Raw genomic sequence first — 22,673 nt, forward strand, 5'->3', positions numbered from 1 at the left:
TTCTTCAAAAAAAGTTTCTGACCAACCTTTTTGATTGTTAACCAAACAGCTATACTATTCCATTTAAAGGATGGCTTGGATCGACAATACCTAACAACTGATTCCATACATTGGGTGATAGGTTACTTTATATTTGCAAATATTTTCGTATTTATGTATAGCAATTCGAAAATTTGGGATAAAAAGAAAAATGGCAGTAAGAAAAAATATATCCTGAAAAAGTAATTAGAGATATAGGGATTGGGTTATTTAAATGGGGATTATTTCCAGTTGACTCAAACTCAAAAAAACGATATAATAAGAAAGTTGAGAATTGATTTTCTCTCCATCTTAGTTCAGAGAATTGGCGGTGCTGCGAGCCATCTAAGATAGAAAGTCATGCTACTCAATCCAACAATTGCATAAGAATCAAAGAATGACAAGTTCATTGAATGAAGGTGGTACCGCGGTTTTTCGCCCTTCGTGATATGGATTTGTCTTTTATTTTTGGAGGTGTTTATGAGAACATTTCTTGTTAAACAAAAATTTCGCCTAGGTGGTGAACGCTTTGATATCAAGGATGAGTTGGGCAATGTCGCCTATCAGGTTGAAGGTTCATTTTTTAAGATTCCTAAAACCTTTACCATCTATGATGTTGCTGGTGAACAGGTCAGTGAGATTAGTAAGGAAATCTTAACTTTCCTACCTCGTTTTGAAATTCAACTCAGTAATGGCGATCATTTTTATATTCGGAAGAAGTTGACTTTCTGGAAGGATAAGTATGAGTTTGACAATCTCGGCCTTCGTATCGAAGGAAATGTCTGGGATTTGAATTTTAAATTGCTGGACGACCGTGACCAAGTGATTGCTGAGATTACCAAGGAACTTTTCCATTTAACCTCTACCTATACCGTAACCGTCTATGACGAATCTTATGCTGACCTAGTCATCTCCCTCTGTGTCGCTATCGACTATGTGGAAATGCTAGAAAGCCAATCAAATTAGTAAAAAGGAGATACATATGAAACAATTATCTAGTGCACAAGTCCGCCAAATGTGGCTTGATTTCTGGGCTTCAAAAGGCCACTCAGTAGAACCATCCGTTAGCTTGGTTCCAGTAAACGACCCAACACTTTTGTGGATCAACTCAGGGGTTGCCACTCTTAAAAAATACTTTGATGGAACCATCATTCCTGAAAACCCACGTATTACCAATGCGCAAAAGGCTATCCGTACCAACGATATCGAAAACGTAGGGAAGACTGCACGTCACCATACTATGTTTGAAATGTTGGGGAACTTCTCAATCGGGGATTACTTCCGTGACGAAGCAATTACATGGGCATATGAGCTTTTGACAAGTCCTGAGTGGTTTGACTTCCCGAAAGACAAACTTTACATGACTTATTATCCAGATGACAAGGATTCATACAACCGCTGGATTGAAGTGGGAGTAGATCCAAGTCATTTGATCCCAATCGAAGACAACTTCTGGGAAATCGGTGCGGGACCTTCTGGACCTGATACAGAAATCTTCTTTGACCGTGGAGAAGCCTTTGACCCAGAAAACATCGGTCTTCGTCTTCTTGCAGAAGATATCGAAAACGACCGTTATATCGAAATCTGGAACATTGTATTATCACAATTTAACGCAGACCCTGCTGTTCCTCGTAGCGAGTACAAAGAATTGCCACACAAAAACATTGATACGGGCGCTGGTTTAGAGCGTTTGGTAGCAGTGATCCAAGGTGCTAAGACCAACTTTGAAACAGACCTCTTCATGCCAATTATCCGTGAAGTTGAGAAATTGTCTGGTAAGGTTTACGACCAAGATGGCGACAACATGAGCTTCAAGGTCATTGCCGACCACATCCGTTCTCTTTCATTTGCGATTGGTGATGGTGCCCTTCCTGGAAATGAAGGTCGTGGTTATGTCCTCCGTCGTCTTCTCCGCCGTGCCTCTATGCATGGTCAAAAATTAGGCATCAACGAGCCTTTCCTTTACAAACTCGTTCCAACTGTTGGAAAAATCATGGAAAGCTACTACCCAGAAGTTCTTGAAAAACGTGACTTTATCGAAAAAATCGTTAAGAGCGAAGAAGAGTCATTTGCTCGTACTCTTCACTCAGGTCAACACTTTGCCCAAGGTATCGTAGCAGACTTGAAAGAAAAAGGTCAATCTGTCATCGCCGGTCAAGATGTCTTTAAACTCTATGATACATACGGATTCCCAGTAGAATTGACAGAAGAAATTGCTGAAGAAGCAGGAATGACTGTAGACCGTGAAGGTTTCGAAGCAGCCATGAAGGAACAACAAGAACGTGCGCGTGCATCTGCTGTCAAAGGTGGATCTATGGGTATGCAAAATGAAACCCTTCAAAACATCACTGTAGAAAGTGTCTTCAACTACAATGCTAGCCAATTGTCTTCTAAGTTGGTTGCTATCGTAGCTGACAATGCTGAAGTAGAAGCTGTAGCTGAAGGAACTGCGTCACTTATCTTTGCAGAAACTCCATTCTACGCTGAAATGGGTGGACAAGTTGCGGACCATGGTCAAATCTTGGATGCTGCAGGAAATGTCGTAGCTACAGTAACAGACGTTCAAAAAGCACCAAACGGACAAGCATTGCACACCGTTGAAGTTCTTGCTCCTCTTGCATTGAACCAAGAATACACTTTGGCTATCGATAGCAATCGTCGTCATCGTGTCATGAAGAACCACACAGCCACTCACTTGCTCCATGCGGCTCTTCACAATATTCTTGGCCACCATGCTACTCAAGCAGGTTCACTTAATGAAGTAGAATTCCTTCGCTTTGACTTCACTCACTTCCAAGCCGTGACTCCAGAAGAATTGCGTGCTATTGAACAACAAGTCAATGAGAAGATTTGGGAAGCCATCGCAGTAGAAACAGTTGAGACTGATATTGACACAGCTAAAGAAATGGGAGCTATGGCCCTCTTTGGTGAGAAATACGGTAAGGAAGTTCGCGTTGTCACTATCGGTGACTACTCAGTAGAGCTTTGTGGTGGTACCCACGTTGGCAATACTTCTGAAATCGGTCTCTTCAAGATTGTTAAAGAAGAAGGTATCGGATCAGGAACTCGTCGTATCTTGGCAGTGACTGGTAAGGAAGCTTTCGAAGCATACCGTGAACAAGAAGATGCACTGAAAGCAGTAGCAGCAACCTTGAAAGCACCTCAACTCAAGGAAGTCCCTCATAAGGTGGAAGGACTTCAAGAGCAACTCCGTCAATTGCAAAAAGAAAATGCAGAATTGAAGGAAAAAGCAGCAGCGGCGGCAGCAGGTGATGTCTTCAAGAATGTTCAAGAAGCAAATGGCCACCGTTACATTGCCAGCCAAGTTTCTGTATCAGATGCAGGTGCCCTTCGTACCTTTGCAGATAACTGGAAACAAAAAGACTACTCTGATGTCCTTGTTCTTGTCGCAGCAATTGGTGACAAGGTCAACCTTCTCGTAGCAAGCAAGAACAAAGACATCCACGCAGGTAACTTGGTTAAAGAATTAGCTCCAATCGTCGATGGACGTGGTGGTGGTAAACCAGACATGGCCATGGCAGGAGGAAGCAACCAAGCGAAAATCCAAGAATTGTTGGATGCAGTAGCAGGTAAATTGTAAGATAACAAAGATCTATCCAGTAGGGTAGGTCTTTTTTTTATGTATAAGAAAAAACTCCTCACACGAGATGTGAGGAGTTATATAGTTACTAGGAATTAAACAATCCCTTGAGCGATCATAGCGTTTGCTGCGTTTTCAAAGGCTGCAATGTTTGCACCTGCAAGGTAGTCAGTTCCAAGACCGTAAGTTTCTGCAGTTGTTTTAGCAGTGTTGAAGATGTTAGTCATGATGTCTTTTAAGCGACCGTCAACTTCTTCACGTGTCCATGAAAGGCGAAGGCTGTTTTGGCTCATTTCAAGAGCTGATACAGCTACCCCACCAGCATTGGCAGCTTTGGCAGGTCCGTAAAGGATTCCATTTTCCTTGTAGACTTTGATAGCTTCAAGGTCACTAGGCATGTTAGCTCCTTCAGATACACAGATAACTCCTTGAGCAACCAAGCGTTTCGCAGCTTCACCATTGATCTCATTTTGAGTCGCACATGGAAGAGCGATGTCATAGTTACCAGTGTAAGTCCATACAGAACCTTCGTAGTAAGTAGCAGTTGGTTTTTCTGCAGCGTACTCAGTCAAACGAGCACGGCGTTTTTCTTTAACGTCTGTAAGAAGGTCAAAGTCGATACCATTTTCATCGATGACATAACCATTTGAGTCAGATACTGAGATAACAGTTGCACCAAGTTCAGTTGCTTTTTGAAGAGCGTATTGAGCTACGTTACCAGAACCTGAAATCACAACTTTCTTACCAGCAAAGCTGTTGCCGTTAGCTTTAAGCATTTCTTCAGTGTAGTAAACCAAACCGTAACCAGTTGCTTCTGGACGAATCAAGCTACCACCAAATCCAAGAGGTTTACCAGTCAAGACACCAGCATCAAATTGGTTGAGGCGTTTGTATTGACCGTAAAGGTAACCAATCTCACGTCCACCAACACCGATATCACCAGCAGGTACGTCAAGAGATGGTCCGATGTATTTTTGCAATTCAGTCATGAAGCTTTGGCAGAAGCGCATCACTTCAGCATCAGTTTTGCCTTTAGGATCGAAGTCTGATCCACCTTTACCACCACCGATTGGAAGTCCAGTCAAAACGTTTTTAAAGATTTGTTCGAATCCGAGGAATTTCAAGATCCCTTGGTTTACAGTTGGGTGGAAACGAAGTCCGCCTTTATATGGTCCAACAGCTGAGTTGAATTGAACACGGTAACCACGGTTAACTTGAACTTTTCCATCACGGTCAACCCAAGGAACACGGAAAGAAATTACGCGCTCTGGCTCAGTGATACGTGCCAAGATATTTTCTTCAATATACTCAGGGTGTTTTTCAAAGACAGGCTCCAAAGTGCTGAAGAATTCTTCAACCGCCTGGAGAAATTCAGCCTCATGCCCGTTACGAGCTTTTACAGTTTCAAACACGCTTTGGATATATTCTTTAGCAGATGTCATATCGTTCTCCTTTTTGTTGTCATATTTTATTACATGAGTCATTATAGCAGAAAATTTTTTCAGTGTAAAGAAAAAAACACAAATTTTCTAAAAATTCTTTCAATTTGATACAACTGATTCAAAACTTGCTAAAAAACGAACCTTTTCTATGGAAATGGTTTTATTGAAAAGCAAAAGTTAAAGTATGGTATAATAATAGACATAAAAAGGAATCTGGAGGAACAGAATCATGGTATCAACTAAAACACAGATTGCTGGTTTTGAGTTTGACAATTGCTTGATGAATGCGGCAGGAGTTGCTTGTATGACGGTTGAGGAGTTGGAAGGTGTCAAAAACTCGGCAGCAGGAACCTTTGTCACTAAGACAGCAACCTTGGAATTTCGTCAGGGAAATCCTGAACCACGTTATCAAGATGTTCCACTTGGCTCTATCAACTCTATGGGTCTACCAAATAATGGTTTAGATTATTACTTAAACTATCTTTTAGAGTTACAAGAAAAGGAACCAAATCGTACCTTCTTTCTATCATTAGTTGGAATGTCTCCAGAGGAAACTCACACCATCTTGAAAAAGGTTCAAGAGAGTGATTTTCGTGGGTTGACTGAGCTCAATCTCTCATGTCCAAATGTTCCAGGTAAACCTCAGATTGCCTATGACTTTGAAACTACAGATCGTATCTTATCAGAAGTCTTTGAGTATTTTACAAAACCTTTAGGAATTAAGCTTCCACCTTATTTTGATATTGTTCATTTTGATCAAGCGGCAGCGATCTTTAACAAATATCCGCTCAAGTTTGTCAACTGTGTTAACTCGATTGGAAATGGTCTTTATATTGAAGATGAGTCAGTCGTGATTCGTCCTAAGAATGGCTTTGGTGGGATTGGTGGAGAATACATCAAACCAACAGCCCTTGCAAATGTCCATGCTTTCTATCAACGCTTGAATCCAGAAATTCAAATCATCGGAACTGGTGGAGTATTAACAGGACGTGATGCTTTTCAACATATCCTATGTGGTGCCAGCATGGTGCAGGTAGGAACTACCCTACATAAAGAAGGTGTGGGTGCTTTTGAACGTATTACTAAGGAACTCAAAGAAATTATGACGGAAAAAGGGTATGAAAGCCTTGAAGATTTCCGTGGTAAATTGAATTATATTGATTAAATAAAAGAGAAACTAAAAAGAAAGGAGAAATGATGCTAGCAATAGAAGAAAGCCAAAAGCTATCTTTATCAAATTTACCTAGTTTGACCTTGTTTACAGGGGCTGATCAAGGACAGTATGAAGTCATGAAAACTCAGGTACTAAAGCAAATCGGCTACGATTCTGCTGATTTGAACTTTGCTTATTTTGATATGAAAGAAGTAGACTACAAAAGCTTGGAACTAGAGCTGGTCAGTCTTCCTTTCTTTGCGGATGAAAAAATTGTTATTTTAGATCATTTTCTCGATATAACAACAGCTAAAAAGCGCTATCTATCTGATGACGAGCTTAAGGCTTTTGAAGAATATTTGGAAAATCCATCTCCGACGAGTAAATTAGTTATTTTTGCTGAAGGGAAGCTGGATAGTAAGAGACGTTTAGTCAAATTACTCAAGAGGGATGCCAAGATTTTTGAAGCTCTTGAACCAAAAGAACAAGAGATGCGTGCTTATTTTCAAAAGTGGGCTCAGGAACAAGGACTGACCTTTGATGGAAAATCCTTTGAACAGTTACTTATCAAATCAGGTTTTCAATTCAGTGAAATTCAGAAAAACCTACTCTTCTTACAGTCTTATAAGGATGATGACCGGATTACCGAAGAAGACATTATTGAGGCCATACCAAAGACTTTGCAGGATAATATCTTTGATTTAACTCAGTTAATATTGACTAAGAAGATTGATCAGGCACGTGATTTAGTCAAAGATTTGACCTTGCAGGGAGAAGATGAGATTAAACTGATTGCCATTATGTTGGGGCAGTTCAGACTTTATACACAAGTGAAAATTTTGCAAGAGTCAGGTCAGACAGAGTCCCAGATGGTAAGCAGTTTAGGTCACTATCTTGGTCGCAATCCGAATCCCTACCAAATCAAGTTTGCCCTTCGTGATTCTCGAAGACTATCCCTTGATTTTCTCCAGAATTCTATTCGTCATCTTATCCAAGCTGATTACCAAATTAAGACAGGTCTTTATGAGAAAGGTTACCTGTTTGAGAAGGCCCTATTGCAGATTGCCAGCCAGTCAAATTGAGCAAATAACTTGAAAAAATAGGATGATTGCGTTATCATCTTTATATAGAAAGAAAAAGAGGTATTACAGATGGCTATTATCTTACCAGATCTTCCATACGCTTACGATGCATTAGAACCATACATCGATGCTGAAACAATGCACTTGCACCATGACAAACATCACCAAACTTACGTTAACAATGCAAATGCAGCTCTTGAAAAACACCCAGAAATCGGTGAAGACCTTGAAGCTTTGCTTGCTGATGTAGAATCTATCCCAGCTGATATCCGTCAAGCGCTTATCAACAACGGTGGTGGACATTTGAACCACGCTCTTTTCTGGGAATTGATGACTCCTGAAAAAACTGCGCCTTCAGCAGAACTTGCAGCAGCAATCGATGAAACTTTCGGTTCATTCGAAGAATTCCAAGCAGCCTTCACTGCAGCAGCAACAACTCGTTTTGGTTCTGGATGGGCATGGTTGGTTGTTAACCAAGAAGGTAAACTTGAAGTAACTTCAACTGCAAACCAAGACACACCAATCTCAGAAGGTAAAAAACCAATCTTGGGCTTGGATGTTTGGGAACATGCTTACTACGTGAAATACCGTAACGTTCGTCCTGACTACATCAAAGCTTTCTTCTCAGTTATCAACTGGAATAAAGTAGACGAACTCTACGCAGCAGCTAAATAATCTTAATAACGACACCTTGGGGTTAGAATTTTATCTAACTTGAAAGGTGTTTTTTGTTTGCTTTTCTTAGAAGTAACTGTCTTATGATTTTCCTTTGTTGGATAGGCTTGATTTATGGTATAATGATAAGATAGAAATCGAAGGAGAAATCATGAATATTCAACAATTACGCTACGTTGTAGCTATTGCTAATAGTGGTACTTTTCGTGAAGCGGCTGAGAAAATGTACGTTAGCCAACCCAGTCTATCTATTTCTGTAAGAGACTTGGAAAAAGAGCTTGGCTTCAAGATTTTTCGTAGAACCAGTTCAGGAACTTTTCTTACACGTCGCGGGATGGAATTTTATGAAAAGGCACAAGAGTTGGTTAAAGGATTTGATGTTTTCCAAAATCAGTATGCCAATCCTGAAGAGGAGAAAGATGAGTTTTCAATAGCCAGCCAGCACTATGATTTCTTGCCACCAACCATTACAGCTTTTTCGCAACAATATCCTGACTATAAGAATTTCCGTATTTTTGAATCAACAACTGTTCAGATTTTGGATGAAGTAGCTCAAGGACATAGTGAGATTGGGATTATTTATCTCAACAATCAAAACCAAAAGGGAATCATGCAACGGGTTGAAAAGTTAGGACTTGAAGTGATTGAGTTGATTCCTTTCCAAACCCATATCTATCTGCGTGAAGGGCATCCTTTAGCCAAGAAAAAAGAGTTGGTTATGGAGGATTTGGCTGATTTACCAACAGTTCGATTCACACAGGAAAAGGATGAGTATCTTTATTACTCAGAGAACTTTGTAGATACAAGTGCTAGCTCTCAAATGTTTAACGTAACTGACCGCGCTACCTTAAATGGGATTCTTGAAAGAACAAATGCTTATGCGACTGGATCTGGATTCTTAGATAGCGACAGTGTGAACGGAATTACGGTTATTCCACTAAATGATAATCTCAATAATCGCATGGTTTATGTGAAACGTGAGGAAGTAGACTTGAGCCAAGCAGGGACTTTATTTGTAGAGGTTATGCAAGAGTATTTTGATCAGAAGAGGAAAGCATGAAAAAAAGAGGAATAATTGCAGGGATTATAGCAGCCTTGATTATCTTAGATCAATTTGTAAAGGCGTACGTCGTTCAAAATATTGCTCTTGGTGAAATCAAGTCATGGATCCCAAATCTAGTTAGTTTAACCTATCTGCAAAATAGAGGAGCAGCCTTTTCTATGCTTCAAGATCAACAGTGGTTTTTTGCAGTGATAACTCTAGTAGTCATGGTTGGAGCTATCTGGTATCTTCATAAGCATATAGAGGATTCCTTCTGGACTGTCTTTGGACTGGTTTTGATTATTGCAGGTGGTCTAGGAAACTTTATCGATCGTATCAGTCAAGGATTTGTCGTGGATATGTTCCACTTGGACTTTATCAATTTTGCGATATTCAATGTAGCTGATAGTTATCTGACAGTAGGAGTAGTTGTGTTATTGCTTGCAATGCTAAAAGAGGAAATGAATGGAAATTAAAATTGAAACAGGTGGACTACGCTTAGATAAGGCTTTGTCAGATTTAACAGAACTGTCGCGAAGTCTCGCCAATGAACAAATCAAATCAGGCCAAGTCTTGGTCAACGGCCAGGTCAAGAAAGCCAAGTATACGGTCCAAGAGGGCGATGTCGTTACTTATCAGGTGCCAGAACCAGAGGTTTTGGAGTATGTAGCTGAAGATATTCCTCTAGAAATCATTTATCAAGATGAGGATGTAGCAGTAGTCAATAAACCTCAAGGGATGGTTGTTCATCCAAGTGCTGGTCATACCAGTGGTACCTTGGTTAATGCCCTTATGTACCACATCAAGGACCTATCAGGTATCAATGGTGTCTTGCGTCCAGGGATTGTCCATCGTATTGATAAAGATACATCAGGTCTCTTGATGATTGCCAAAAACGATGATGCCCATCTAGCACTAGCTCAAGAATTGAAGGACAAGAAGTCTCTTCGTAAATATTGGGCTATTGTTCATGGTAATCTTCCCAATGACCGTGGTGTGATTGAAGCACCAATCGGACGTAGCGAAAAAGACCGCAAGAAACAAGCTGTGACTGCCAAAGGTAAACCAGCAGTGACACGTTTCCAAGTCTTGGAGCGCTTTGGTGATTATACCTTGCTGGAATTGCAACTGGAAACTGGAAGAACTCACCAAATCCGTGTACACATGGCTTATATCGGTCATCCTGTCGCTGGCGATGAGGTCTATGGCCCTCGTAAAACTCTGAAGGGGCATGGACAATTTCTTCATGCAAAGACTCTTGGATTTACCCATCCAAGAACAGGGGAAACTATGGAATTTACTTCAGAAATCCCAGATATCTTTAAAGAGACTTTGGAAAAACTTCGAAATAACTAAAAAAGGACTCAAGCGAGTCCCTTTTATTTGCGTTTTTTCTTAGCTTTTTTCATTTTATTAGCCATGCGTTTCATGGATTGCTTCATAGCAAATTCCCCGATTTTGCCCTTGAGACCTCCACCAAACATCTGGCTCATATCTGGCATTCCTGCTCCACCAAGAGCTGAAAGGTCAGGCATTCCACCTTGTCCCATCATGCCTTCAAGGGCGGACATATCCATGCCTCCAGGCATATTTTTAGGAAGGTTGTTAGGGTTGATGCCCATTTGTTTCATCATTTTATTCATGTCACCAGACATGACACCTTGCATGAGTTGTTTAGCTTGGTTGAAGTCCTTGATGAACTTGTTGACTTCAATAAAGGTATTACCTGAACCGGCAGCGATACGACGACGGCGACTTGGAGTAAGCAAGTCTGGGTTTTCACGTTCTTCAGGAGTCATAGAAGAGACGATGGCACGTTTGCGAGCAATTTGTTTTTCATCCACCTTCATATTTTGAAGGGCAGGATTGTTGGCCATACCTGGAATCATCTTGAGCAAATCTTCCATTGGTCCCATATTTTGTACCTGATCCAACTGATCGATGAAATCGTTGAAATCAAAGGTATTTTCTCGCATCTTCTCAGCCATTTCAATGGCTTTTTGCTCGTCGTATTCTTGGGAAGCTTTCTCAATCAGAGTCAGCATATCCCCCATACCGAGAATACGGCTGGCCATACGATCTGGGTGGAAGGTTTCAATGTCGGTAATCTTTTCCCCAGTACCAGTGAACTTGATTGGTTTTCCAGTGATGTGACGAACAGAAAGGGCAGCACCACCACGAGTATCACCGTCAATTTTAGTAAGGATAACACCAGTCACTTCCAACTGAGCGTTGAATTCACGCGCAACGTTTGCAGCTTCCTGACCAATCATGGCATCGATGACCAAGAGAATTTCATTTGGCTGAGCCAAGGCTTTAACGTCACGAAGCTCATTCATGAGAAGTTCGTCAATTTGCAAACGACCGGCCGTATCGATCAAGACATAGTCGTTATGGTTAGCTTTCGCTTGCTCCAAACCTTGGCGAACAATCTCAACTGCAGGAACTTCAGTACCAAGAGCAAATACGGGAACATCAATCTGTTGTCCAAGTGTTTTCAACTGGTCAATAGCAGCAGGACGATAGATATCGGCTGCAATCATCAAAGGACGAGCATCCTCTTCCTTTTTAAGTTTGTTAGCAAGTTTACCTGCAAAAGTTGTTTTACCAGCCCCCTGCAAACCGACCATCATGATAATGGTTGGAATTTTTGGTGACTTGATAATCTCAGCTGTGTCTGAACCAAGGACTTCCGTCAATTCTTCATTGACAATCTTGATGATTTGTTGAGCTGGATTAAGGGTATCAATGACTTCATGCCCAATCGCACGTTCGCGAACTTTTTTGATAAAGTCCTTGACTACAGGAAGAGCAACGTCGGCTTCTAAAAGAGCCAGACGAATTTCCTTGGTTGCTTCTTGGATATCACTCTCGGTGATTTTTCCTTTTTTACGTAGGTTTTTAAAGACGTTCTGCAAACGTTCTGTTAAATTTTCAAATGCCATTATTTTCTCCTATTTTTTCAATTCAGTGGAAATCGTCCGAAATGTTGCAAACACTCTAGTTCTTCGGTTGTGACTTCTTTCATGATTTCATTTGGATATCCCCAACAGCTAAAACCTATGTGCATAGCTTTGGAGATATCATTGGGCGAGATAATCTGTAGTCGTCTAGGAAATGGTTCCTCTGCAGCTAATAATTTACAGGGTATTCCTTTATAAACGACAAGATTTTCCATGATTACTCCCTATTATCAATACTGGTCAAAATCTCAATTTGCTCTTGCAGAAAAGTATCCTCTGGATAACGCTCCAAAATCTGATCAAAAATCTGACTGCGAACAATGTAGTCTGAGTACATATGGAGCTTCATCTCATAGTCTTCCAGAATCTTTTCGGTTCGTTTGATATTATCATAAACAGCCTGACGACTGACACCGAATTCTTCAGCGATTTCAGCCAAACTATAGTCGTCTGCATAGTAGAGTTCGATATAGTTCATTTGTTTATCAGTCAAAAGAGCTGCATAAAATTCAAACAGAGCATTCATTCGATTGGTTTTTTCAATTTCCATAAGATTTATTATACCAAAAAAAAGCCCAATCCGCTAGCTGGGGGCTGATTTTAGCTAGAAGTTAGAAAATAAGCTTTTCACTGTTCTTTTCTGACTATGAAGGCTTTTTTTGATATAATGGATAGGATTATAATGATTTAGAAAGAGGTAGTTATGAAAGAATTAGAATCAGTGTTACAAGACCGTTTTGAACTTGTTTTTACAGATAAAAGCTTACTTGAAACAGCTTTTACCCATACCAGTTATGCCAATGAGCACCGCCTCTTAAAAATTTCACACAATGAACGCTTGGAATTTTTAGGAGACGCTGTTCTGCAATTATTAATTTCAGAATATCTGTTTAAAAAATACCCTAAAAAACCAGAAGGGGATCTGTCAAAGCTACGAGCTATGATTGTCCGTGAGGAGAGTTTGGCTGGTTTTGCCCGTGATTGTCAGTTTGACCAGTTTATCAAGCTTGGTAAAGGGGAGGAAAAGTCTGGTGGCCGTAATCGAGACACGATCTTGGGGGATGCCTTCGAAGCCTTTTTGGGTGCTCTGCTTTTAGACAAGGATATTAAGACTGTAAAAACCTTTATCTACCAAGTCATGATTCCTAAGGTTGAAGCTGGCGATTTTGAGATGATCAAGGATTATAAGACTCATCTGCAAGAATTACTCCAAGTTAATGGAGATGTTGATATTCGTTATCAGGTGATTTCAGAGATTGGGCCAGCCCATGATAAGATGTTTGAGGTTGAAGTCCTTGTTGAGGGACAAAGTCTAGGTTCAGGTAAAGGACGCTCTAAAAAATTGGCCGAGCAGGAAGCCGCTAAAAATGCAGTTGAGAAAGGGCTGGATTCATGTATTTAAAGGAAATTGAGATCCAAGGGTTTAAGTCCTTTGCTGACAAGACCAAGGTTGTTTTTGACCAAGGGGTGACGGCGGTTGTAGGACCAAATGGCTCTGGGAAATCAAATATCACTGAAAGCCTCCGTTGGGCACTTGGTGAATCTAGTGTCAAGAGTCTGCGTGGTGGGAAGATGCCTGATGTCATCTTTGCAGGAACAGAAAGTCGGAAACCTCTAAACTACGCTTCTGTTATTGTTACTTTGGATAATCAAGATGGCTTTATTAAGGATGCAGGCCAGGAAATCAAAGTTGAACGTCATATCTATCGTAGTGGAGATAGTGAGTACAAGATAGACGGGAAAAAAGTTCGTCTCCGTGATATCCATGACCTTTTCTTAGATACTGGACTCGGACGTGATTCTTTCTCCATCATTTCCCAAGGAAAGGTCGAAGAAATCTTTAACTCCAAACCTGAAGAACGTCGGGCTATTTTTGAAGAAGCTGCCGGAGTTTTAAAGTATAAAACTCGTCGTAAAGAGACGGAAAGTAAGCTTCAACAAACTCAAGATAATCTAGATCGTTTGGAAGATATCATCTATGAGCTTGATAATCAAATCAAGCCTTTGGAGAAGCAAGCAGCTATAGCTCGTAAATTTATGGAGTTGGACGGTCAGCGTAAAGCGATCTACTTGGACGTTTTGGTTGCTCAGGTTCAAGCCAATAAGGCTGAATTGGATGTGACAGAAGAAGAATTAAACCAAGTCCAAGAACTTTTAACCGGTTATTATCAAAAACGTCAAGACTTAGAAGAAGAAAATCAAGCTCTCAAAAAGAAACGTCAAGACTTGCAAGCTGAAATGTCAAAAGACCAGTCAAGCTTGATGGATTTGACTAGTTTAATCAGTGATTTAGAACGTAAGTTAGCTTTGTCTAAACTAGAAACTGAGCAAGTTGCCCTCAATCAACAAGAAGCTCAAGCTCGTTTAGCTGGTTTGGACGAGAAGAGAAATACTCTCATTCAGGAGAAGGAAGAAAAAGAAGCACATCTCAGTCAGTTAGAAGAAAATTTAGCGGTCAATACCAAGGAACTCAATCGTTTAGAAGCAGAATTATTAGCTTTTTCTGATGATCCAGACCAAATGATTGAGCAATTGCGTGAACGTTTCGTGGCTTTCTTACAGGAAGAAGCGGATGTCTCTAACCAATTGACAAGGATTGAAAATGATCTTGAGAATAGTCGCCAACAGACTCAAAAGCAAGAAGAACAATTAGAATCCTTGAAGGAACAATTGGCTTCTGCCAAGTCCAAGGCTAGTGAGCAAGAAGCTGCCCTTAAATCAGCTAAAGAAGAAGTACAGAACTTACTCGCTGACTATCAAACCAGTGCCAAAGAAGAAGAAGCACAAAAGCAGGCTTATCAAAGCCAGCAAAATCAACTCTTTGACCGTTTAGATAGTTTGAAAAACAAGCAGGCTAAGGCACAAAGTTTGGAAAACATTCTTAAAAATCATAGCAATTTTTATGCAGGTGTTAAGAGTGTACTACAAGAAAAAAATCGCTTAGGTGGTATTATTGGAGCAGTTAGTGAACATTTAACCTTTGATGTTCGTTATCAGACAGCACTTGAGATTGCTCTCGGTGCAAGTAGCCAACACATCATCGTTGAAGATGAGCAGGCAGCAACAAAGGCCATCGATTTCCTAAAAAGAAATCGATCCGGTCGTGCGACTTTCCTACCCTTGACAACTATCAAAGCTCGGAGCATTTCAGGTCAGAATCAAGATGTGATTGCCTCAAGTCCAGGTTTTCTTGGTATGGCAGATGAACTGGTTACCTTTGATGCTAAGCATGAAGCCATCTTTAAAAATCTGCTAGCTACCACAGCTATCTTTGATACAGTTGAGCATGCGCGTGATGCTGCTCGTAAGGTACGCTATCAAGTTCGTATGGTAACGCTAGATGGTACAGAACTACGAACAGGTGGTTCTTATGCTGGTGGTGCCAATCGTCAAAATAACAGCATTTTCATCAAGCCTGAATTGGAGCAGTTGAAAAAAGAGATTGCTCAAGAAGAAAAGCTTCTGCATCATGAGGAAGAAAATCTGAAGTCAGTTCAAGAATCCTTGAACGAACTTAGTCAAACTTTGGAGACTATTAAGTCGAAAGGGGAACAAGCTCGTATAGAAGAGCAAGGCTTGTATCTTGCTTATCAACAAACTTGCCAACAAGTCGAAGAACTCGAAACACTCTTAAAACTTCAGGAGCAAGAATTAACTAATCTCAGAGGTGGAGATTGGCAAGCTGAAAAAGAAAAATGCCAAGAACGTCTCGCAGTTATTGCAACCGAAAAGCAAAAGCTGGAATCTGAAATCGAAGAAATCAAGTCCAATAAAAATGCTATTCAGGAACGCTATCAAAACTTACAGGAAAAACTTTCTCAAGAGCGTCTTCGTAAAACAGAAATGTTAGGTCAAAAGCGTTATGAAGTTGCAGATATTGAACGGATCAATAAAGAACTTGAGAACCTCAATATTGAACAAGAAGAGATTGAACGTCTTTTGCAAGAAAAAGTAGACAATCTTGAAAAAGTTGATACAGAACTTTTGGCTAAGCAGGAATCAGAAGCTAAGAGTCAAAAGGAAGAAATTCAACAAGGATTGATTCGTAAGCAGTTTGAACTAGATGATATTGAAGGTCAATTGGATGATATTGCTAGTCATTTAGAACAAGCTCGTCAGCAAAATGAAGAATGGATACGTAAGCAAACACGAGCGGAAGCGACTAAAGAGAAGATTACAGACCGCCTTCGCTATCTTCAAGGTCAACTGACTGAAGAATACCAGATTAGTTATACAGAAGCGTTAGAACAAGCCAACCAATTGGAAGACTTGGCTGTCGCTGAACAAAAGGTTAAGGATTTGGAAAAATCCATTCGTTCACTTGGTCCTGTTAATTTGGATGCCATTGAACAGTTTGACGAAGTACACGAACGCTTGGAATTCTTGAATAGTCAGCGCGACGATATTCTTTCTGCTAAAAATCTTCTTCTTGAGACCATTACAGAGATGAATGATGAAGTGAAGGAACGCTTTAAATCAACCTTTGAAGCTATTCGTGAGTCCTTTAAGGTGACTTTCAAGCAGATGTTTGGTGGTGGACAAGCGGACCTAATCCTGACCGAGGGAGATTTATTGACAGCAGGTGTTGAAATCTCTGTTCAACCGCCAGGAAAGAAAATCCAATCACTCAACCTCATGAGTGGTGGGGAGAAGGCCTTGTCAGCTCTGGCTTTGCTCTTCTCCATCATTCGGGTCAAGACCATTCCATTTGTTATCTTGGATGAAGTAGAAGCTGCACTTGATGAGGCCAACGTTAAACGCTTTGGGGATTATCTCAACCGATTTGACAAGGATAGTCAGTTTATCGTTGTTACCCACCGTAAGGGAACTATGGCGGCAGCAGACTCTATCTATGGTGTGACCATGCAAGAATCTGGTGTTTCTAAGATTGTTTCTGTTAAACTAAAAGATTTAGAGAATATGGATGCTTAATTAGTTATCAGTACAAAATTTCAAGCAAAGAATATAGAAAGACCTTCAAGAAGTCAGAAGGATAATGTAAATAAATTGAGGAGTTTATATGGATTTCGATCTATTCCTAATGATCTGTAATTATATTGGGACTATAGCCTTTGCTGCTTCAGGAGCCATCAAAGGATTCGGTAAACGTTTAGATATTTTTGGAATCAGTTTATTGGCAATTGTAACTGCAGTAGGCGGAGGAATCCTAAGAGATTCCATTATTAGTCGCTTTCCAGCTTCTCTAGCAGATCCTAGCCCCATTTATGTCTCTATCCTGGTAGCGGTTATTATGTATGTCTTTGTAACTTCAAAACAGGCCAATGCTAGTCATGATAAAAAGTTCTATAAGTGGTTGAGAGAAGCCTATCTCATCTTTGATTCCATTGGGTTGATTATCTTCTCCTTGATTGGAGCGACAGCCTTAGTGGACAGTAAGCTAAATTTGATGTCTGCAGGGATTTTGGCTTGTCTAACAGGAGCCGGTGGAGGTATTATCCGAGATCTCCTTATAAATGAAGTTCCAAGTGTTTTAAAAGAAGACATTTATGCCCTTCTATCTTTCGTGATTGGAGTTATTTATTACTGGTTGGCCTTTGTCCTTCATTTTCCAAGAATTTCTGCCTTTATCATTCTCTCGATAGTTGGCTTTGTGATTCGACTTTGTATTATTAAGTTCAAGCTCTCTTTGCCAAATATGGATAAGAGAACCTTGAATTGATGAATAAGCGAGAGTTATTTTATCAGCGTCTAATCTCATGTGGATTAGGCGTTATTTTTTGCAAATACGGGAAATTAATGATGTAAAGATTAATTTTTGCTATTATATTTGTAATTTCGAACAAGGTAGGAATAGCAATGAGTAATTTGAAACATTCAGTTGATTTTATTAAAGAAATAGAGAAATTAAAGGCAGTGACAAGATTTAATAGAACTCTTGATGGCAGATTTGAAAATAGCGCCGAGCATTCTTGGCAGGGTGCCATAGCTGCGATGGTTCTTCAAGATTATTATCCTGAAAAATTGAATATGGAGAAAGTCATTTCGATGTTATTGATTCATGATTTAGGTGAGATTTATGCCGGAGATACTTGGGTGTTTGATGATGAAAAAAAGCTTCATTCTCATGATAGAGAACTAGCATCTATAGAAAAAACAATGAGTATCCTTCCAGAAGAAAAATATTTACAAATGAAAAATTCGTGGTTGGAATTTGAAAAAGGGCAGAGTTCTGAAGCAAGATATGCAAGAGTGATCGACGCCTTGGTACCGCTGATAAATCACTTGGAAGTGTCAGAAATCAATTATAATCCTGATAATATCAGTGCAGACATGGCATTAGAAAAGAAAAAGTTCATAAAAAGTGAATCAGAAGAATTATGGAGACTGACAGAAGACTTGATTCAGGAAAGTGTAGAGAAGGGCTTATATTTTTAATAATAATTGGCCCAATAGAAGATAGATTTTTAACTGGAGAATGGAAATATATATGATTAAACTTGTCACAACTGAAATCGGAATAAGGAAATTGATACAATAAAATACAAAGAAAACCTTGGAATAAGCTGTTTCCAAGGCTTTTTAGCTATCTATAGATAGAAGGAAAAAATTGCTAGAGTAGATGATTTTTATTTGGATACTCTTGTTTTGTATAACGTTACACTATATGTTATTTAAGACAGATTGTGTTGAGTATTGAATTATACAAAAATTACTAATGGACTGAGATTTTTGCATTTGATTATACTGTAGAGAATATTAGTCAAATAAAATTGTTTTATTTTCACTAATGCATTTTTTATTATCATCCCAATAGTTAATACTTTCAAAGCTTCCTTTTCTTAAATAAAGTGGTAGCCTTTTTCTAATTTCATCTTGCATTGGTATTTTATCAATATCTTTTAGATTCCACCATTTTGGCTCACCTTCAGCAGATGTACTTAGTTCACCAGTAAACTGAGTACATAAAAAGTCATAGAAGACAAATCTCTCATTACCAATTGAATTAGTAAAGCCTGAAATTCCCTTTAATTCGAGATTTAATGCAGTGAGTCCAGTTTCTTCCTTAAGTTCCCGTAATGCAGCTTCAAAAAAACTTTCAGGGAATTCAACTTTTCCCCCGGGTGGAATCCAGCCAGGAAAATTATCGTGCTGTCTATTAAGTAATAAAATTTCTTGATTTCTCAAAACACAAATATTAACCCAGTTTTTGATTTTTTCAGTCATATGATTAACCTCCAACAAGTATTTTTTCATATGCAAGATTATATGTCAAGAACTATATGCTATTTATGATTGTGACAAATGTATCTCAGCCAAAGATTGATAATTTTTACGCAATAGTTGATTAACTCTCAGAATAGACTTCAATCAAGAACTTTGGAAGAAAATGTTGTAAAAGAAAGCAAGTAAATCAGTCTGGCCTTTAAAATGGCATATGGATTGATTTATAGAAGCTAAGGGAGTGTCAATTCGGCACGTCTTTTTTTGCTTCTTCTATGGTATAATAGAAGGTAGATTTATTAATTGGAGTATGAAGAATTTATGATTAAATTAGTAGCAACGGATATGGACGGTACTTTTTTGGATGGTGCCGGTCAATTTGATATGGAGCGTCTGAAAAAGTTGCTCCATTCTTATCAAGAAAAAGGAATCTATTTTGCTGTTGCATCTGGTCGTGGGCTTTTGTCACTTGAAAAGCATTTTGCGGATGTCAAAGATGAGATTATTTTCATTGCTGAAAATGGGAGTCTCGTTCGTTTCCATGGAGAGGACCTCTATGAAGCAACCATGCCTCGTGATTTTTACCTATCAACATTTGAAAAACTAAAAACTTCACCTTATTTTGATGAGAAAAAGATGCTCTTGACTGGTAAAGAGGCTTGCTATGTGCTTGATACGGTGGATGAAACCTATCTTATGTTTAGTCATCATTATAATGAGAATATCAAAAAAGTAGCCAGTCTTGAAGATATTACCGATGAGATTTTCAAATTCACAACTAACTTCACTGAAGAAACGGTTGACGCTGGAGAATCTTGGGTCAATGAACATGTTCCTGGGGTCAAGGCTATGACGACTGGCTTTGAATCCATTGACATCGTTTTAGACCATGTTGACAAGGGAGTTGCTATTGTTGAATTGGCTAAGAAATTGAATCTAGATATGGATCAAGTGATGGCCTTTGGTGATAATCTAAATGATCTTCACATGATGCAAGTGGTTGGGCACCCAGTGGCACCTGAAAATGCACGTCCAGAGATTTTAGAACTTGCTGAAACAATTATTGGACACCACAAGGACCAATCAGTTATTGCTTATATGGAGGAATTGTAATGGCAGATATTAAATTAATTGCTTTGGACTTAGATGGAACCTTGCTGACGACAGACAAGAAATTAACTGATCGTACCAAGGCAACTTTAAAGGCTGCGCGTGATCAGGGAGTTAAAGTGGTATTGACAACTGGACGTCCCCTCAAGGCCATGGATTTCTTCCTCAAAGAGCTTGGAACAGACGGTCATGATGATGAATATACCATTACCTTTAATGGAGGATTGGTTCAGAAAAATACAGGTGAGATTCTCGATAAAACAGTCTTTTCAATCGATGATGTGACACGCATTTATGAGGAAACTGAAAAACTAGGTATTCCTTTAGATGCCATTTCAGAAGGTACAGTTTACCAAATCCAATCAGATCAAGAAAGTCTGTATGCTAAATTTAATCCTGCTCTGACTTTTGTTCCAATTGACTTTGAAGATTTGTCTAGTCAGATGACCTACAACAAATGTGTGACAGCCTTTGCCCAAGAACCGCTGGACGCAGCAATTGCTAACATTTCATCAGACTTGTTTAACAATTATGAAATTTTTAAATCTCGCGACATGCTTTTGGAATGGTCACCAAAGAACGTTCATAAGGCTACTGGATTAGCTAAATTGATTGACCACCTAGGAATTGACCAAAGTCAAGTGATGGCTTGTGGAGATGAGGCCAATGACCTTTCCATGATTGAATGGGCAGGACTCGGTGTTGCTATGCAAAATGCTGTGCCTGAGGTCAAGGAGGTTGCAAATGTAGTCACCCCTATGACCAATGACGAGGAAGCTGTTGCCTGGGCCATTGAAAAATATGTACTGAAGGAGAACTAAAGTATGGGATTATTTGACCGTTTATTTGGTAGAAAAGAAGAACCAAAAATCGAAGAAGTCGTTAAAGAAGCTTTGGAAAACTTGGATCTGACAGAACCTGGCGACGAAGTTACAGAATCTGTAAGCAAGGAAGCTGAAGAGGAAAATGCTGAAGAAATCGACCAAAGTTCAGAATTTGATGAAACTTATTCTAAAGAAGCTAGTGAGTCGGAAGAACCAGTAGAAGAAACTACTACAGAAACAGTTGAACCAATAGCAACTCCTCAGGAAGAAGAGACTCAGTTTGAAGAGGAAACTGAGTGTCACTGTTGTCAGGAAGAGTCAGAGTCAACAGAAGTTGAAGAAACTGAAGCCAGCTCTCAAGAAGTAGTGGAATTTGTTGCAGAAGAACCTGAGTCACCAGTCGACGAAGTACCTTTAAGTGATAGCGACGATGAAGAAGCTAATCAAGCTCAACCAGACGAAACGGAAACAGACACTTCTGAAGAAGTGGAAGAAGATCTAGTAATCGAAGCAACTCCTCAAGTTCAAGAGACTGTACAGGAAAAATATGACCGTAGTCTCAAGAAAACTCGTACGGGATTTGGAGCTCGTTTGAATGCTTTCTTTGCTAACTTCCGCTCTGTTGATGAAGAATTCTTTGAAGAATTAGAAGAACTGCTCATCATGAGTGACGTTGGTGTTCAGGTAGCTTCAAATCTTACTGAAGAATTGCGTTACGAAGCCAAGCTTGAAAATGCCAAGAAACCTGATGCCCTCCGTCGTGTTATCATCGAAAAATTAGTGGAGCTTTACGAAAAAGATGGACAATACAATGAAAGCATTAACTTCCAAGATGGTTTGACAGTTATGCTCTTTGTAGGTGTTAATGGTGTAGGGAAAACAACCTCTATCGGTAAATTAGCTCATCGCTACAAGCAAGCTGGCAAGAAGGTCATGCTTGTTGCTGCGGATACCTTCCGTGCTGGTGCAGTTGCCCAATTAGCTGAATGGGGTCGTCGTGTCGATGTTCCTGTGGTTACTGGACCTGAAAAAGCAGATCCAGCTAGTGTTGTCTTTGATGGGATGGAACGAGCAGTAGCAGAAGGTGTTGACATTTTGATGATTGATACAGCTGGCCGTTTACAAAACAAGGAAAACTTGATGGCAGAGTTGGAAAAAATTGGTCGTATCATTAAGCGTGTCGTGCCAGAAGCTCCGCATGAAACCTTCCTAGCCCTGGATGCCTCAACAGGTCAAAACGCTCTTGTACAAGCCAAGGAATTTTCAAAAATTACGCCTGTTACAGGAATTGTCTTAACCAAGATTGATGGAACTGCCCGAGGTGGTGTTGTTCTGGCTATCCGTGAGGAACTCAATATTCCTGTTAAGTTGATTGGTTTTGGTGAAAAAATCGATGATATCGGTGAGTTCAACTCTGAAAACTTTATGAAGGGCCTCCTAGAAGGTTTGATATAAAAGAAAATCCTGCAAGAATTCTTGCAGGATTGTTTTTGATTTTATGTGACTTTCAGTCCGTCTCGCTCCGTTAGGTGCGAGACAAATAAACCACCCGCTATGCGGGTGCGCGTCGAAGGTTATACC

21 protein-coding genes are annotated in these 22,673 nt (G+C 39.8%); 16 read left to right on the forward strand and 5 right to left on the reverse strand.

Annotated features, from left to right (window positions below; all coding sequences use genetic code 11):
- Nucleotides 1–30: 30 nt before the first annotated feature.
- The 3 genes from O3658_RS07030 to alaS all read left to right on the forward strand — a co-directional run bounded on the left by O3658_RS07030 (nt 31) and on the right by alaS (nt 3,619).
- Nucleotides 31–225, forward strand: coding sequence for a hypothetical protein (locus O3658_RS07030; RefSeq protein WP_371560331.1), 195 nt, complete (start codon nt 31–33; stop codon nt 223–225).
- Nucleotides 226–498: 273 nt separating this feature from the next.
- Nucleotides 499–984, forward strand: a complete 486-nt coding sequence (locus tag O3658_RS07035) for an LURP-one-related/scramblase family protein (protein WP_371560333.1) — start codon at nt 499–501, stop codon at nt 982–984.
- A gap of 16 nt (nt 985–1,000) precedes the next feature.
- A complete protein-coding gene (gene alaS / locus O3658_RS07040) occupies nt 1,001–3,619 on the forward strand; it encodes an alanine--tRNA ligase (protein WP_371560336.1) in 2,619 nt (872 codons plus the stop codon).
- Between the two features lie 95 nt (nt 3,620–3,714).
- Here alaS and gdhA read toward each other — a convergent pair whose 3' ends face one another.
- Nucleotides 3,715–5,061: an NADP-specific glutamate dehydrogenase gene (gdhA, locus tag O3658_RS07045; RefSeq protein ID WP_371560338.1), complete on the reverse strand. Its 1,347-nt coding sequence runs from the start codon at nt 5,059–5,061 to the stop codon at nt 3,715–3,717.
- A gap of 229 nt (nt 5,062–5,290) precedes the next feature.
- Between gdhA and O3658_RS07050 the strand changes: the two genes are divergently transcribed.
- The 6 genes from O3658_RS07050 (at nt 5,291) to O3658_RS07075 (ending at nt 10,369) form a co-directional block, all read left to right on the forward strand.
- Entirely contained in the window at nt 5,291–6,226 is a 936-nt protein-coding gene (locus O3658_RS07050) for a dihydroorotate oxidase (protein WP_371560340.1), read from the forward strand.
- Nucleotides 6,227–6,258: 32 nt separating this feature from the next.
- Nucleotides 6,259–7,296 carry a DNA polymerase III subunit delta gene (holA, locus tag O3658_RS07055; RefSeq protein ID WP_371560342.1) on the forward strand — a complete coding sequence of 346 codons (1,038 nt, stop codon included), beginning with the start codon at nt 6,259–6,261 and terminating at the stop codon, nt 7,294–7,296.
- Between the two features lie 69 nt (nt 7,297–7,365).
- Nucleotides 7,366–7,971, forward strand: coding sequence for a superoxide dismutase SodA (sodA, locus tag O3658_RS07060; RefSeq protein ID WP_126419845.1), 606 nt, complete (start codon nt 7,366–7,368; stop codon nt 7,969–7,971).
- Between the two features lie 151 nt (nt 7,972–8,122).
- Nucleotides 8,123–9,031 carry a LysR family transcriptional regulator gene (locus tag O3658_RS07065; RefSeq protein ID WP_049526940.1) on the forward strand — a complete coding sequence of 303 codons (909 nt, stop codon included), beginning with the start codon at nt 8,123–8,125 and terminating at the stop codon, nt 9,029–9,031.
- A complete protein-coding gene (gene lspA / locus O3658_RS07070; protein ID WP_371560345.1) occupies nt 9,028–9,489 on the forward strand; it encodes a signal peptidase II in 462 nt (153 codons plus the stop codon). The genes O3658_RS07065 and lspA overlap by 4 nt, the downstream gene beginning before the upstream one ends.
- Nucleotides 9,479–10,369: an RluA family pseudouridine synthase gene (locus tag O3658_RS07075; RefSeq protein WP_371560347.1), complete on the forward strand. Its 891-nt coding sequence runs from the start codon at nt 9,479–9,481 to the stop codon at nt 10,367–10,369. Before lspA ends, O3658_RS07075 begins: the two co-directional genes overlap by 11 nt.
- A gap of 23 nt (nt 10,370–10,392) precedes the next feature.
- On the opposite strand, the gene ffh is transcribed toward O3658_RS07075, so the two are convergent.
- From ffh to O3658_RS07090, 3 genes are read right to left on the reverse strand one after another with little or no spacing between them, the layout of a single operon-like run.
- Nucleotides 10,393–11,958: a signal recognition particle protein gene (gene ffh / locus O3658_RS07080; RefSeq protein ID WP_301560009.1), complete on the reverse strand. Its 1,566-nt coding sequence runs from the start codon at nt 11,956–11,958 to the stop codon at nt 10,393–10,395.
- Between the two features lie 17 nt (nt 11,959–11,975).
- Complete coding sequence (locus O3658_RS07085; RefSeq protein WP_371560349.1) at nt 11,976–12,191, reverse strand: 2-oxoglutarate:acceptor oxidoreductase; 216 nt, start codon at nt 12,189–12,191, stop codon at nt 11,976–11,978.
- Between the two features lie 2 nt (nt 12,192–12,193).
- The gene (locus O3658_RS07090; RefSeq protein ID WP_000402065.1) at nt 12,194–12,526 is read right to left on the reverse strand and encodes a putative DNA-binding protein; all 333 of its coding nucleotides are present in this window, start codon (nt 12,524–12,526) and stop codon (nt 12,194–12,196) included.
- A gap of 153 nt (nt 12,527–12,679) precedes the next feature.
- Here O3658_RS07090 and rnc point away from each other — a divergent pair, with 153 nt between their 5' ends.
- The 4 genes from rnc to O3658_RS07110 all read left to right on the forward strand — a co-directional run bounded on the left by rnc (nt 12,680) and on the right by O3658_RS07110 (nt 18,372).
- Nucleotides 12,680–13,378 carry a ribonuclease III gene (gene rnc / locus O3658_RS07095; protein WP_000661075.1) on the forward strand — a complete coding sequence of 233 codons (699 nt, stop codon included), beginning with the start codon at nt 12,680–12,682 and terminating at the stop codon, nt 13,376–13,378.
- A complete protein-coding gene (gene smc / locus O3658_RS07100) occupies nt 13,369–16,908 on the forward strand; it encodes a chromosome segregation protein SMC (RefSeq protein WP_371560353.1) in 3,540 nt (1,179 codons plus the stop codon). The genes rnc and smc overlap by 10 nt, the downstream gene beginning before the upstream one ends.
- A gap of 88 nt (nt 16,909–16,996) precedes the next feature.
- Complete coding sequence (locus O3658_RS07105) at nt 16,997–17,656, forward strand: trimeric intracellular cation channel family protein (protein ID WP_371560355.1); 660 nt, start codon at nt 16,997–16,999, stop codon at nt 17,654–17,656.
- A gap of 137 nt (nt 17,657–17,793) precedes the next feature.
- The gene (locus O3658_RS07110; protein ID WP_371560357.1) at nt 17,794–18,372 is read left to right on the forward strand and encodes an HD family hydrolase; all 579 of its coding nucleotides are present in this window, start codon (nt 17,794–17,796) and stop codon (nt 18,370–18,372) included.
- A gap of 321 nt (nt 18,373–18,693) precedes the next feature.
- Here the strand turns inward: O3658_RS07110 and O3658_RS07115 are convergent, their stop codons facing one another.
- Entirely contained in the window at nt 18,694–19,161 is a 468-nt protein-coding gene (locus tag O3658_RS07115) for an 8-oxo-dGTP diphosphatase (RefSeq protein ID WP_371560359.1), read from the reverse strand.
- A gap of 318 nt (nt 19,162–19,479) precedes the next feature.
- Here O3658_RS07115 and O3658_RS07120 point away from each other — a divergent pair, with 318 nt between their 5' ends.
- Genes O3658_RS07120 through ftsY form a run of 3 tightly spaced genes read left to right on the forward strand, consistent with a single transcriptional unit; the run spans nt 19,480 to nt 22,547 of the window.
- Nucleotides 19,480–20,271: a Cof-type HAD-IIB family hydrolase gene (locus O3658_RS07120; protein ID WP_045763331.1), complete on the forward strand. Its 792-nt coding sequence runs from the start codon at nt 19,480–19,482 to the stop codon at nt 20,269–20,271.
- Nucleotides 20,271–21,089 carry a Cof-type HAD-IIB family hydrolase gene (locus O3658_RS07125; protein ID WP_301560002.1) on the forward strand — a complete coding sequence of 273 codons (819 nt, stop codon included), beginning with the start codon at nt 20,271–20,273 and terminating at the stop codon, nt 21,087–21,089. Before O3658_RS07120 ends, O3658_RS07125 begins: the two co-directional genes overlap by 1 nt.
- A gap of 3 nt (nt 21,090–21,092) precedes the next feature.
- Nucleotides 21,093–22,547: a signal recognition particle-docking protein FtsY gene (gene ftsY / locus O3658_RS07130; RefSeq protein ID WP_371560363.1), complete on the forward strand. Its 1,455-nt coding sequence runs from the start codon at nt 21,093–21,095 to the stop codon at nt 22,545–22,547.
- Nucleotides 22,548–22,673 lie beyond the last annotated feature (126 nt).

Source organism: Streptococcus sp. 27098_8_69 (genome assembly GCF_041432445.1).
Lineage (GTDB): Bacteria > Bacillota > Bacilli > Lactobacillales > Streptococcaceae > Streptococcus.

Bases quoted from the DNA above. Each gene is read 5' to 3' on its own strand.
- O3658_RS07035 (WP_371560333.1), top strand. From the start codon at position 499: ATGAGAACATTTCTTGTTAAACAAAAATTTCGCCTAGGTGGTGAACGC.
- alaS (WP_371560336.1), top strand. From the start codon at position 1,001: ATGAAACAATTATCTAGTGCACAAGTCCGCCAAATGTGGCTTGATTTC.
- gdhA (WP_371560338.1), bottom strand. From the start codon at position 5,061: ATGACATCTGCTAAAGAATATATCCAAAGCGTGTTTGAAACTGTAAAA.
- O3658_RS07050 (WP_371560340.1), top strand. From the start codon at position 5,291: ATGGTATCAACTAAAACACAGATTGCTGGTTTTGAGTTTGACAATTGC.
- holA (WP_371560342.1), top strand. From the start codon at position 6,259: ATGCTAGCAATAGAAGAAAGCCAAAAGCTATCTTTATCAAATTTACCT.
- sodA (WP_126419845.1), top strand. From the start codon at position 7,366: ATGGCTATTATCTTACCAGATCTTCCATACGCTTACGATGCATTAGAA.
- O3658_RS07065 (WP_049526940.1), top strand. From the start codon at position 8,123: ATGAATATTCAACAATTACGCTACGTTGTAGCTATTGCTAATAGTGGT.
- lspA (WP_371560345.1), top strand. From the start codon at position 9,028: ATGAAAAAAAGAGGAATAATTGCAGGGATTATAGCAGCCTTGATTATC.
- O3658_RS07075 (WP_371560347.1), top strand. From the start codon at position 9,479: ATGGAAATTAAAATTGAAACAGGTGGACTACGCTTAGATAAGGCTTTG.
- ffh (WP_301560009.1), bottom strand. From the start codon at position 11,958: ATGGCATTTGAAAATTTAACAGAACGTTTGCAGAACGTCTTTAAAAAC.
- O3658_RS07085 (WP_371560349.1), bottom strand. From the start codon at position 12,191: ATGGAAAATCTTGTCGTTTATAAAGGAATACCCTGTAAATTATTAGCT.
- O3658_RS07090 (WP_000402065.1), bottom strand. From the start codon at position 12,526: ATGGAAATTGAAAAAACCAATCGAATGAATGCTCTGTTTGAATTTTAT.
- rnc (WP_000661075.1), top strand. From the start codon at position 12,680: ATGAAAGAATTAGAATCAGTGTTACAAGACCGTTTTGAACTTGTTTTT.
- smc (WP_371560353.1), top strand. From the start codon at position 13,369: ATGTATTTAAAGGAAATTGAGATCCAAGGGTTTAAGTCCTTTGCTGAC.
- O3658_RS07105 (WP_371560355.1), top strand. From the start codon at position 16,997: ATGGATTTCGATCTATTCCTAATGATCTGTAATTATATTGGGACTATA.
- O3658_RS07110 (WP_371560357.1), top strand. From the start codon at position 17,794: ATGAGTAATTTGAAACATTCAGTTGATTTTATTAAAGAAATAGAGAAA.
- O3658_RS07115 (WP_371560359.1), bottom strand. From the start codon at position 19,161: ATGACTGAAAAAATCAAAAACTGGGTTAATATTTGTGTTTTGAGAAAT.
- O3658_RS07120 (WP_045763331.1), top strand. From the start codon at position 19,480: ATGATTAAATTAGTAGCAACGGATATGGACGGTACTTTTTTGGATGGT.
- O3658_RS07125 (WP_301560002.1), top strand. From the start codon at position 20,271: ATGGCAGATATTAAATTAATTGCTTTGGACTTAGATGGAACCTTGCTG.
- ftsY (WP_371560363.1), top strand. From the start codon at position 21,093: ATGGGATTATTTGACCGTTTATTTGGTAGAAAAGAAGAACCAAAAATC.